The 11,153-nt window shown below is 73.5% G+C and carries 13 protein-coding genes; 7 read left to right on the top strand and 6 right to left on the bottom strand.

Going from position 1 to position 11,153, the window contains the following annotated elements; all coding sequences use genetic code 11:
• Positions 1–199: 199 nt before the first annotated feature.
• On the top strand, positions 200–1,243 hold the full coding sequence (locus TSO352_RS28860; protein ID WP_109110490.1) for an amidoligase family protein: 1,044 nt from the start codon (positions 200–202) through the stop codon (positions 1,241–1,243).
• An 11-nt stretch (positions 1,244–1,254) separates the two neighbouring features.
• The gene (locus tag TSO352_RS28855; RefSeq protein WP_109110489.1) at positions 1,255–2,019 is read left to right on the top strand and encodes a gamma-glutamyl-gamma-aminobutyrate hydrolase family protein; all 765 of its coding nucleotides are present in this window, start codon (positions 1,255–1,257) and stop codon (positions 2,017–2,019) included.
• Between the two features lie 120 nt (positions 2,020–2,139).
• On the opposite strand, the gene TSO352_RS28850 is transcribed toward TSO352_RS28855, so the two are convergent.
• Positions 2,140–2,517 carry a hypothetical protein gene (locus TSO352_RS28850; protein WP_146210806.1) on the bottom strand — a complete coding sequence of 126 codons (378 nt, stop codon included), beginning with the start codon at positions 2,515–2,517 and terminating at the stop codon, positions 2,140–2,142.
• A 289-nt stretch (positions 2,518–2,806) separates the two neighbouring features.
• Between TSO352_RS28850 and TSO352_RS28845 the strand changes: the two genes are divergently transcribed.
• A complete protein-coding gene (locus TSO352_RS28845) occupies positions 2,807–4,489 on the top strand; it encodes a phospholipase D-like domain-containing protein (protein ID WP_109110487.1) in 1,683 nt (560 codons plus the stop codon).
• A gap of 5 nt (positions 4,490–4,494) precedes the next feature.
• Here TSO352_RS28845 and TSO352_RS28840 read toward each other — a convergent pair whose 3' ends face one another.
• From TSO352_RS28840 to TSO352_RS28830, 3 genes are all read right to left on the bottom strand, one after another.
• Complete coding sequence (locus tag TSO352_RS28840) at positions 4,495–5,334, bottom strand: OmpA family protein (RefSeq protein WP_109110486.1); 840 nt, start codon at positions 5,332–5,334, stop codon at positions 4,495–4,497.
• Positions 5,331–5,900, bottom strand: coding sequence for a DUF4398 domain-containing protein (locus TSO352_RS28835; RefSeq protein ID WP_109110485.1), 570 nt, complete (start codon positions 5,898–5,900; stop codon positions 5,331–5,333). The genes TSO352_RS28840 and TSO352_RS28835 overlap by 4 nt, the downstream gene beginning before the upstream one ends.
• A 135-nt stretch (positions 5,901–6,035) precedes the next feature.
• Positions 6,036–6,656, bottom strand: a complete 621-nt coding sequence (locus TSO352_RS28830) for a DedA family protein (RefSeq protein ID WP_109110484.1) — start codon at positions 6,654–6,656, stop codon at positions 6,036–6,038.
• A 149-nt stretch (positions 6,657–6,805) separates the two neighbouring features.
• Between TSO352_RS28830 and TSO352_RS28825 the strand changes: the two genes are divergently transcribed.
• The 3 genes from TSO352_RS28825 (at position 6,806) to TSO352_RS28815 (ending at position 8,296) form a co-directional block, all read left to right on the top strand.
• Positions 6,806–7,477, top strand: a complete 672-nt coding sequence (locus TSO352_RS28825; protein ID WP_109110929.1) for an NnrU family protein — start codon at positions 6,806–6,808, stop codon at positions 7,475–7,477.
• Between the two features lie 78 nt (positions 7,478–7,555).
• Entirely contained in the window at positions 7,556–7,987 is a 432-nt protein-coding gene (locus TSO352_RS28820; protein WP_109110483.1) for a CBS domain-containing protein, read from the top strand.
• A gap of 39 nt (positions 7,988–8,026) precedes the next feature.
• Positions 8,027–8,296 carry a DUF2934 domain-containing protein gene (locus TSO352_RS28815; protein ID WP_109110482.1) on the top strand — a complete coding sequence of 90 codons (270 nt, stop codon included), beginning with the start codon at positions 8,027–8,029 and terminating at the stop codon, positions 8,294–8,296.
• 22 nt (positions 8,297–8,318) lie between these two features.
• On the opposite strand, the gene TSO352_RS34330 is transcribed toward TSO352_RS28815, so the two are convergent.
• Positions 8,319–9,062 carry a cold shock domain-containing protein gene (locus TSO352_RS34330; RefSeq protein WP_109110481.1) on the bottom strand — a complete coding sequence of 248 codons (744 nt, stop codon included), beginning with the start codon at positions 9,060–9,062 and terminating at the stop codon, positions 8,319–8,321.
• 373 nt (positions 9,063–9,435) lie between these two features.
• Positions 9,436–10,029 (bottom strand): hypothetical protein, encoded by a 594-nt coding sequence (locus tag TSO352_RS28805; protein WP_109110480.1) that lies wholly within the window; start codon positions 10,027–10,029, stop codon positions 9,436–9,438.
• A 180-nt stretch (positions 10,030–10,209) separates the two neighbouring features.
• Here TSO352_RS28805 and TSO352_RS28800 point away from each other — a divergent pair, with 180 nt between their 5' ends.
• The gene (locus TSO352_RS28800; protein WP_109110479.1) at positions 10,210–11,136 is read left to right on the top strand and encodes a DMT family transporter; all 927 of its coding nucleotides are present in this window, start codon (positions 10,210–10,212) and stop codon (positions 11,134–11,136) included.
• The last annotated feature ends 17 nt before the right edge of the window (positions 11,137–11,153 follow it).

Here is an 11,153-nt window from a genome sequence, read left to right as displayed (position 1 = left end):
TTTGGGTCGAATTTCGATCCGTACCCCATCCGGGCTGCTTCGATCGAAGGGGGTACGACCAATCCGATACGCGGGAAGGATCGGGCGTCGCATCGGTTTGATTTCGTCCATCTGGAAAAATGACGCTTGGGCCGTTTGGTGCCCCCGGCCGCAGCGATGGGGCGGGAACGGCGCCGGACATGGCCTGTTATGGCTCTCGATGACCAATCCGTTCCTCCTCCCCCCGCTCCGCACCACCCCCGACGGCACGCCGCGCCGTGTCGGGGTGGAGCTTGAATTCGCCGACCTCGACGCGCCGTCGGCGGCCGCCTGCGTGCGTGCGCTGTTCGGCGGCACGGTGACGCTGGAAAACCCGCACCGCTGCATGGTGACCGGCACCCGGCTGGGCGACTTCACGGTCGAGCTGGACATGCGCTCGGCCCACCCGGGCAAGGGCGGCGCGGCGGTGCTGGACCCGCTGCGGCCGTTGTGGGGCAACATCGGCAGCCTGGTGATGCCGTTCGAGATCGCCGCCCCGCCGGTGCCGATCGACCAGCTGCCCGAGCTGGAGGCGCTGGTCGCCCAACTGCGCGCCCAGGGCGCCGCCGGGACCGAGGCCAGCCCGCTGTTCGCCTTCGGCCTGCACTTCAACCCGGAGGTGGCGCGGACCGACGGCGACTATCTGCTCGACCACCTGAAGGCGTTCCTGCTGCTGGCGCCCTGGCTGCGGCGCGAGATCCGCGTCGACCCGACCCGGCGCTTCTCCGGCTTCATCGCCTCCTTTCCGCCGGGCTACGCCGCCAAGGTGGTCGATCCCGACTACCGCCCCGGCCGCGACCGGCTGATCGACGACTATCTGGCCGACAACCCCACCCGCAACCGCGAGCTGGACCTGTTCCCGCTGTTCGCCGAGCTTGACCCCGACCGGTTGGCCGCGGCGATGGCCGACCCGCATGTGCGGCCGCGCCCGACCTTCCATTACCGGCTGCCCAACGCGCGGCTGAGCGACCCGGGCTGGTCGCTGGCCGCCGACTGGAACCGCTGGGTGGCGGTGGAGCGGCTGGCCGGCGACCGGGCGGCGCTGGACCGGCTCGGCACCGACTACCGCCGGGCGGCGGACGCGCAGGCGCTGGAGCGCTGGCCGGAGCGCATCGGCGCCTTCCTGGCGGACCATCCCGGCACCCCGGATCTGGCGGCCCCGGATCTGGCGGCCCAAGGTCCGGCCGGCCGGGACCCGGCCGGTCCGGCGCGGCAGGCCGGCTGAGGGCGCGCGCCATGGCCGCCATCATCGGTAGGGCCCGGCCGCTGGTCGGCATCACCGCCTCGGTCCACGGCAGCCGCATCGCCGGCTGGGCCAACAAGCTGGCGCTGCGGCGGGCCGGCGCGTCGTCGGTCCGCATCACCGCCGAGGCCCCCTTCCCCATCGAACAGCTCGACGCGCTGGTCGTCGGCGGCGGCGACGACATCGACGCCACGCTGTACGGCGAATCCGCCCGCCCGCAGATCCGCATCGACCCGCAGCGTGACCGGCTGGAACTGCGGGCGCTCGACACCGCGGCGGCGCTGGGGCTGCCGGTGCTCGGCATCTGCCGCGGGTCGCAGATGATCAACGTCCACCGTGGCGGCTCGCTGCACATCGACATCCACGAGGTGTACGAGGAGGCGCCGCACATGCGCACGGTGCTGCCGCGCAAGCGCATCCGGATCGTGCCGGACAGCCGGCTCTACCGCATCCTCGGCATCGGCGAATGCCGGGTCAACGCGCTGCACCACCAGTCGGTGGACCGGGTCGGCGACGGCCTGCGCGTGGTCGCCCGCGAGCGCGCCGGCGTGGTCCAGGGCATCGAGGCGCCGGCGGAGCCGTTCCTGATCGGCGTGCAGTGGCACCCCGAATATCTGGTGGCCGACCGCCGGCAGCAGGCGCTGTTCCATCAACTGGTCGCCACCGCCATGGGGCTGGCGTCGGGCATCGCGGCGCAGGACGAGGCGGCCGACGGCAGCCTGGACGGCGTCGTCCGCCCGGCCCGCGTGTCCGGCTGATCACCCGGACCGCCACACCCCACACAACGACACGGGCGCCGCCGGATCTCTCCGGGGCGCCCGTTGCGTGATCGGGCACCGTCCCCGCGCCCGAATGGGGCGGGGACGCCGCCGCGATGCTTACTGGCTGCCGCCGCCCTGGTCCGGGCCGCAGTTCGGGGTGCCCGGCGGGCAGTGGGTGCCGGTCGCGGTCTGGTTGTCGCGCGGGATGTTGCTGCCGGTGTTGTTGCCCATGCCCGACGGCGCGGTGGTCACGCCCGGCATCGACGAGCCCGACGAATTGCTGTTGTAGGTGCCGCTGGACCCGGCGGTGCCCGGCGCGTTGAGCGGGCCGTTGGTCGACGCGCCGGCCGACGGCGAGGTGGTGGCGCCCGGCGTGGTGCGGACGATGCCGTCCGGACCCATCGTGCTGGTGCCGGTGGTGCTGCTGGTCTGGGCCATCGCCGGGGCAGCCATCAGGAACACGGCCGAAACGGCACCGATCATCAGGTTACGCATCCTCGAACTCCTTCATGGTGGTGACGCCTCGCGATCGGGCGTCTTTTTCCGAAGGACACGGCTGCGGTGTCGATCACCCCATCCGCGTCTCGTTCGACAACCCTCAACAGGCCGGCGCCGTTATAGTTTCCACCCCGACGGCACATCCTGTCTGGCGTTCGGCGAAGCGGGGTGCCGTTCGGTGTGACCCCGAATGCCCGGGAGGCGGTGCGGGAACAACGCGGCCCCGCCCGGGGTTGCAAGGCGCAGGCGGACCGTCCGTTCCGCCGCACGGTCCTTCCGGAAGACGATGCCCGACGACCCCGCCGCCCCGTTCCGCACGCGCCTGCCGGAAGCCCGCTCCGCCCCAAATCGCTTGGCCGACGATCCCGCGCCCCATGGCCCGGCGCCCCGCCCGGCCGGCCCGGTGCTGCGCCCCGGCGTCACCTGCTGGCGGACGGCGCGGACCGGCCGGGTGGCGGTGCTGGTCGACGGCGCCGAGTATTTCGCCGCCGCCCGCGCCGCCATGGAGCAGGCGCGGCGTTCGATCCTGCTGGTCGGCTGGGACATCGACCCGCGCATGCGGCTCGACCCCGATCGCGCGGAGACGCTCGACCGTTTCCTGACCCGCCTGATGCGGTCGCGGCCCACTCTGCATGTGCGGGTGCTGAAATGGGACATGCCCTTCCCCATCGTGCTGGAGCATCCGCACGACCCGTTGGAGCGGCTGGACCGCAGCACCGGCCGCCGGCTGAACGCCCGCCTGGATTCGGAGCTGCCGGTCGGCGCCGCCCAGCACCAGAAGCTGCTGGTGGTCGACGACGCGCTGGCCTTCTGCGGCGGCATCGACCTGTCCTTCGACCGCTGGGACACCGCGGCGCACCGCGACCACGACCCGCGGCGGCGGTGCCCCAACGGCGAGCCCTATGGCCCGCGCCACGATGTGATGATGATGGTCGACGGCGACGCCGCCCGCGCGCTGGCCGAACTGGGCCGGGAGCGCTGGCGCCGCGCCACCGGCGAGGCGCCGGAGCCCGGACCGGCCGCCACGGAAGCGGATCCGTGGCCGGCCGAGGTCCCGCCGGTGCTGACCGATGCGATCGTCGGCGTGTCGCGCACCATGCCGCCGTTTGGCCCGCCATCCAGCCGCAATCCCGCCATCCGCGAGAGCGAGGCGCTGACCTTCGCCGCCATCGCGGCGGCGAAACGGACGATTTATCTGGAGAACCAGTATTTCGCCTCCGCCCGCATCGCCGAGGCGCTGGCCCGCCGCCTGGCCGAACCGGACGGGCCGGAGGTGGTGCTGGTTCTCTCGATGGAAAGCCCGAGCTGGTTCGACCGCATGGCAATGGACACCCCGCGCGCGGTCGCCCTGCGCTGCCTGCGGATGGCCGACCGTCACGGCCGGCTGCGCACGATGACTCCGGTCACCGAAGGCGGCGGGCCGATCATCGTCCATTCCAAGGTGATCGTCGTCGACGGCCGGCTGCTGCGCATCGGCTCGTCGAACCTCAACAACCGATCGATGGGCTACGACACCGAATGCGACCTGACCATCGAGGCGCCGGACGGGGACGGGGACGGGGACGAGGGCGGGGCCAGGGGCGGAGACGTCTCGGCCGCCATCGTCGGCGTGCGCGACCGGCTGGTGGCCGAGCATATGGGCGTCGCTTGCGGCCGGCTGGCGGCGGCGGTGCGCGGGACCGGCAGCCTGATCGCGGCGATGGACCGCCTGCAAAAGCCGGCGGGGCGGCGGCTGGTGCCGTTGCCGGTCGACGACCCCAGCCTGACCGAACAGGCCTTCGCCGCGCTCCGCATCGCCGACCCCGACCGCCCGGAGGAGGCCTGGGCCCCGTGGCGGCGCGTGCCGTCCCCGCCCCGCTCCACCCTGCGCGCCGCCGGCGCCGCGCTGCTGACGGTCGGCGCCGCCGCCGGGCTGTGGGGACTGGTGCGCCGGTCCGCCCTCTCCCGCGCGGGAAGAGGGCGGGGCTGAGCGCCTTACGGCAGCGGAGTTTGCGGCGTGGTTTGCGGCCGCGTCTCGGCCACCGTGCCGTCGTCGGAGATGACGATGTCGACCCGGCGATTCTGCTGGCGGCCGGAATCGGTGCTGTTGGAGGCGACCGGCTGCGCCTCGCCCATGCCCTGGGAGACGATGCGCGCCGGCGACACGCCGCGGGCGGTCAGGGCGTCGCGGACGGCCTGGGCGCGGGCCTCCGACAGGCGGAGGTTGGTGGCGTCGCTGCCGGTGTTGTCGGTGTGCCCCTCGATCCGCACCGTGCGGGCCGGGTAGCGCTGCATGAACTGGGCAAGCCGGTCGATGCGCTCGTAGGCGCCGGAGGTCAGCTCGGCCCGGCCGGTGGCGAACAGGATGTCGCCCAGCGTCATGACCAGACCGCGTTCCGTCCGCTGCGCCTGGAGATCGCGGAGCTGCTGCTCCAGCGCGCTGTTGCGGGCCTGGAGGCGGTAGGTGTCGGCGTTGGCGACCACCGTCTGGGCGCCCTTCACCCCGGCCGTCTCCTGCGCGATCTGCACGCGGCGGCTGGCGATGTAGGCCTGATGATCGACCTCGGCGGCGTCGGCGCCCTGGTCGCGCAGCGCCTCGGCCCGGCGCAGCGCCTCTTCGGCGTTGCGCAGCTCCAGGGGCGCGTTGGCGCCGACCTGCGGGTTGGCGGCGGCGACGCTGTAGTCCTGGCGCGCCTGGGTCAGCGCGGCGCTGTCGGTCGGCTGGGTGGCGCAACCGGCCAGCCCGACGCCCAGCCCGGCCAGCACCAGCAGGGCGCGGGCGGCGGTCGCGGTGCGGGAGGCGCCGATCTTCGGGATCGTGGTGGCGGCGATCATTGCTGCACCTCCGGATAACGGTAGCCCCAGCTGTTGCCGCCGGTGGCGGGAGCGCCGTAGCTCGACCCGCTCGGGACCGCGCCGTCCATGGCCGAGCTGCCGGCAGAGCCGTTCAAGGCCGGGCCGGGCGCGGGCGGCGTGCCCAGCGACGACCCGCTGGTGGCCGGCGCCGGCGGGACGGCGCCCGGCGTCATTGCCGATTGCGGGGCCGCCGGGACCGCCGACTTCCGCACGGCGGTCGCCGCCTGCTGGGTCACCGACCGCTGCGACGTCACCGTCGCCAGTTCGGCATCGACCCGCGCCTCTTCGGCCAGGCGGCGGGCACGGGTGCGCTGGTCGGTGCGCATGGCGGCGTCGGCGGCGGCCAGCTTGTCGCGGGCGGACTGCAGGGCCACCGGGGCGTATTGCAGGGCGTTGGCGCGCTCGGCCTCCTGCACCGCCTGCGAGGCGGCGCCGAGTTGCGCGGTGGGCGGCGGGACGTCGGACGCGCAGGCGGCCATGCCGAGCGCCGCCGACAGGATGGCGGCGGATCGCCACCGGAACGTCGTTGCGGGGTTGCGGGTCATCGGGTCGGGTTCCCTCTGGAAGCGGCGTTGCGCCGGCCCGGACCGGCCGGAAGGCCCCCGGCTTGGCCGGAAGGCGAATGTCCGTCCGGGCTGTTGCAGCGTCCAACGCACACGCCAGCCGGAAAGTTCCACGCTTCAGCCTTCGCTGCGCGACAGCCGGTCGGCGCGGCGGTGCCGGACCAGCCGCAGCACGTAGGTGACCAGCAGCACGACGAACAGCACCAGCGCCCCCGGCACCATCCAGTCGGCGATCCAGGGGAAGCCGACCCGCACCAGATAGCCGGTGGCGGCCAGCACCAGCGACCACAGCGCGGCGCCGGTGGCGGCGTAGGCCAGGAACACCGCCATCGGCAGCCCGCAGGCCCCGGCGGGGACGGAGATCAGGGTGCGCAGCCCCGGCAGCGGCTGGCACAGCAGCACCGCCACCCCGCCGCGCCGGGCGAACCACTCGGTGGCGCGGTGGACCTGCTCCGGCTTGACGGTCAGCCAATGGCCGTGCCGGCGCAGGAACGCCTCGAACCGCTCGCGCCCCATCCAGTGGGAGGGCAGGTACCAGACCAGTTCCCCCACCGCGGACCCCAGCCCGGCGGCCAGCGCGATCAGCAGCAGGTTGAACTCGCCGCTGGCCACCCCCATGCCGGCCAGCGGGATCACCGTTTCCGCCGGCACCGGCGGCAGCACGCGGGCCAGGACCAGCATCAGGAAGATGCCGAGATAGCCGAACTGCTGCACGATCTGGATGATCCACTCGGTCATGGGGTGCCGGCTTGGTTGAAGGGCCTGTAGGATGAACCGCCGCGGCCGTACCGGCGTTCCCGACGCATTGGCGCCTTGGCGACGCCCCGGCCCGCAGCTTGACCCGCATCAAGGCGGGAACCGTCCGTCCACACTTGAATGCCGCCATCATGACCGCCCCCCTCGCCCTGGCCGCCGCCCTCCTGTTCCTCAGCCACGCCGTGCCGTCCTGGCCGGGGGTGCGCCCCGCGCTGATCGGCCGGCTCGGCCGTGGCGGCTTCATGGCGCTGCATTCCGTCGGGTCGCTGGCGACGCTGGCGCTGTTCGTGCTGGCCTACCGCGCGGCCGACGGCGGGGAGGTCGTGTTCACCCCGGCCGGCTGGGCGGCGCCGCTGGTCGCCGCCGTCATGCCGGTGGTGTTCATCCTGCTGGTCGCCCGCGTCACCACCCGCATCGGCCACCTGGACGCGCCGAACCCGCCGCAGGGCATCGTCCGCATCACCCGCGCGCCGGGCAGCCTGGCGCTGCTGCTGTGGGCGCTGGTGCATCTGAACGCCACCGGCGACGGCCGTCGGGTGCTGCTGTTCGGCACCATGGCGGCCATCGCGCTGTTCGCGCTGGTCAAGAACGAGGTCGTGCTCCGCCGCAGCGCCGCCGGGCGGGCCTTCCGGGCGGAAACGTCCCTGCTGCCGCTGGCCGGGCCGCAGGGCCTGCGCGGCGCCGGCCGCGGGCTGGTGGAGATGGGCGCGTTGCGGCTGGTGGGCGGGCTGGCGGCCTACGCCGGCATGCTGGCGCTGCACCCCTGGCTGTTTGGGGTGGATCCCCTCTATTGGGTGGGTTGAGCGGGACGGTAAAGCGGCGCATCTGTTGAGGCCGGACTGGAGTACCGCGCCTCACGACAACCGCGTCAGGAAGCCCCGATGAAAATCCGCGAGATCATGACCCGCGACGTGCAGACGGTTCGGCCCGACGACAGCATCCGCCGGGCCGCGCAATTGATGGACCAGTTGAACGTCGGCATCCTGCCCGTGTGCGAGGGGCGGGATCTGGTCGGCGTCGTGACCGACCGCGACATCACCGTCCGCGCCATTTCGGCCGGAAAACAGCCCGACCGCTGCAAGGTGGCGGAGGTGATGACCGCCAACCCGCGCTATTGCTACGAGGACGATCCCGTCGGCAGCGTGACCGAGCTGATGGGCGGCCAGCAGATCCGGCGGGTGCCGGTGGTGGACCGCAACGACCGGCTGACCGGCATCGTCTCGCTCGGCGATCTGGCGACCGACGCCAAGAACGACCGCGCGGTGCAGGACACGCTGGAGCGCATCTCCTCACCCTCGCAGCCGGACCGGTGACACCCGCCGGCCACCCCTTCAGCATTGGAGCCGACCGCCATGGAACACACGTTGGGTCCCAACGACCCGAGGGTCCGCGAGCGCGCCTATGAGTTGTGGGAACGCGAGGGGCGGCCCGACCACCGCCATCTCGACCACTGGGCGCAGGCCGCCCGCGAGATCGAGGAGGAGGACCGCCGAAACGCCGGCGGCCCGAACGCCAACAGCCCCGACGCCGGCCTGGCCGTCCCCGATGACGCCGCCGCCCGCAACCAGCGGGAAGCGGCGGAGCATCTCGGCCAGTCCACCGTGCCGTCCGACACGCGCTGAGGCGTGACGGACGGGGAAGCGGTCACTCCACCTTGAGGCTGACCGCTTCCATGCCCTTTTCGGTCTGGCGGACGGTCATGCGCACGCGCTGGCCGTCGTCCAGGCCGCGCAGGCCGGCGCTTTCCAGCGCGCGGGCCGGCACGAACACGTCGCGCCCGCCGTCATCGGGCTGCACGAAGCCGAAGCCCTTGCCACCGTTGAACCACTTGACCGTGCCGGCCATCTCGCTGGTCGGACCGGCCGCCGCCGGCCGCCGCGCCGGGCCGCGATCCTGGCCGGGGCCGCCCCGGTCCTGAAAACCCCGATCCTGAAAACCGCGGTCGCGCGGACCGGGACCGGCGTCGCGGCGCGCACCGAACCCACCACGATCGCCACCCCGGTCGCCGAAGCCGCGGGGACCACCACGGTCGCCGCCACGATCACCCCCCCGATCCCCGAAGCCACGGTTGCCGCCACGGTCGCCGAAGCCGCGATCCGCCGGACGCGCCGGGGTGGCGGTCGACAGGTCGACGGAATGCAGGACACTGACCTGCTGGCCCTTGCGGTCCTCGACGATGTCGACGACGACGGTGGCGCCGTCCGGCAGGGTGGCGTGGCCGGCCGGAACGACGATGGAGGCCGGTAGCAGGGCGTCCTTGCCCCCGCCGCCCACCGTCACGAAGCCATAGCCCCGCTCCGGGCTGAACCATTTGACGGTGGCCGTCACCTGCGTGGCGACGGTGTTGGGCTGGCGGTAGACGTGGCTACGGGGCGTCTGATTGTGCATGGGGAAACCCGAACTCCGGCGAACAGAAGCGGCGCCCCAACCGGCCCGGATGCGGACCGGCGGACGCCTACCCCTGACACATCGCCCGTCCTGGCCCGCTTGGCAAGTCAGGACCACTCCGAATCCATCGGATCGACGCCGAATCAGCGTCGATGCCTCATGGAGACAGGCGATCCGGCACCGGCGGCGGTTCGCGCGGCGGGACCGGGATGGGCCTCGGCGGTTCGTCCATCGGCGGACGCGAGGGGTCGCCCGGCACCGGCAGCGGCCGGTCGGGGACGGGAGTTTCGTGCGGCGGGGCCGGCGGGTAGGGTCCAAGTTTCATCGCGATGATCCGTGTCGTTTCCAGGGTGGAGGTGCCTGCACGCCTCGCTCAGCCGCCGCCCGGCGCGGTCTGCGACAGGCGGCGGGCATCGCTCAGGCTGTCCATGCACCGGCTCTCGTCGCCGTCGCGGGCGGCGCTGCGCGCGGCGGTGACCAGCGATTCAAGCTGGGCGTTGCGCGCCGCCTGCTCCATCAGCCCGCCGCCGCTGCTTCCCGCGCTGCCGGGGGCGCCGTCCGGCGTCGCCCGGGAGCCGCTGTCCGCCCCGACCGCCGGCGCCGTCGGCATGTTGCTGCCGGTCGACGGCGGCTCGATCACCGAACGGTCGCCGACGGCCGGTGGCGCGACCATGCCGCCCGACTGCGCCAGCCGGTTGCTGGTCGCACCGCCCGCCGCGCCGCTGCCGGAGTCCTCACGCGGGGTCGAACCGGACAGGCCGGGGGCCGAGGTCCCCGGCACCGCGACCGGCGGCGGGCTGGTCGACAGGCCCTGGTCGGCGGCGAACTGCTCCACCATCGCGCCGCAACTCGATGACGCGCCGGCCGATTGGGCCTGGGCCGCCGGCGCCGACAGCAGAAGCCCGGCCGCGAGCGCGGTCGCCGCGGCGAGGGGAGCCGGGGTGTGCCGCGTTGGTCCTGTCCGCATGGTCGCGTCCTCCTGAGCTGGCCCAAATCATGAGATCACTCGAATCAACGGCGGCGACCGTCGGCGGGTTCCCCCTGCGGAGAAGGGCGGCCCGGCCATGCGCGATGCTCATTTTGCGGGCAGCAGGCGGTGGTTGTAGAGTGCCCGTCCCTTTCGTTCGACCACGGTCCCGTCACCATCATGATCGCCAACATGGCCGCGCTGGGCGCGGCGCTGTGCTGGGCCGCCGGCGGCCTGATCGCCATCGGGCCAGTGCGCGTGCTCGGCTCCATCGCCTTCAACCGGCTGCGCCTGACCATCGTCGCCACCGGGCTGCTGGCCGCCGCCACGCTGATGGGCGGCTGGCACACGCTGGACGGCGGCGCCGTGCTGACCCTGGCGCTGTCGGGCGCCATGGGGATCGTGCTGGGCGACATGGCGCTGTTCTGGTCGCTCAGCCGGCTGGGTCCGCGCCGCAACGTCGTCATCTACGCCGCCAACGCACCGCTGACCGCCCTGCTCGCCTACGCCGTGCTGGGGGAGGCGCTGGGGCCCTGGACCATGCTGGGCGTCCTGCTGGTCACGCTGGGGGTGATGCTGGCGGTGGCGCTGCGCTCCGGCTCCACCCACAGTTGGGAGGCGGTGCAGGGCAGCCTGCTGGCCGCCGTGGCGGTCTGCATGGTCGCGGCGGTCGGCCAGGCGGTCGGGTCGGTCATCGCCAAGCCGGTGATGGCGGCGGGCGCCGACCCGGTGGCGTCGGCCGCGGTGCGCGTCACCACGGCGGCGCTGATGTTCACCGCCATCGGCGCGCTGTCGGCGGTGCGGACCGGCGCCGCCACCAGCCTCGGCGCCGTGGCGGCCGGGTTGTTCCGCTTCGGGCCCGGCCTGACGCCCAGGCTGGCGCTGCAGGTCGCCGGCAACGGGCTGCTGGGCGTCGGGCTGGGCATGACGCTGCTGCTGATCGGGCTGGCCAACGGCAACGCCGGCGTCGTCGCCACCCTGTCGGCGTTGAGCCCGGTGCTGATCCTGCCGATGATGTGGGTGCTGACCGGCCAGCGCCCGGCGCTGGGCGCCTGGGTCGGCGCCGCCGTCGCCGTCGCCGGGGTCGCCCTGATCGTCAACCGCTGACGGGTTGACGGCGGACG

The sequence above is a fragment of the Azospirillum sp. TSO35-2 genome (assembly GCF_003116095.1).
Lineage (GTDB): Bacteria > Pseudomonadota > Alphaproteobacteria > Azospirillales > Azospirillaceae > Azospirillum.
Note: the sequence above shows the minus strand (reverse complement) of the source record. Positions and strands in the feature narration are given on the sequence as shown.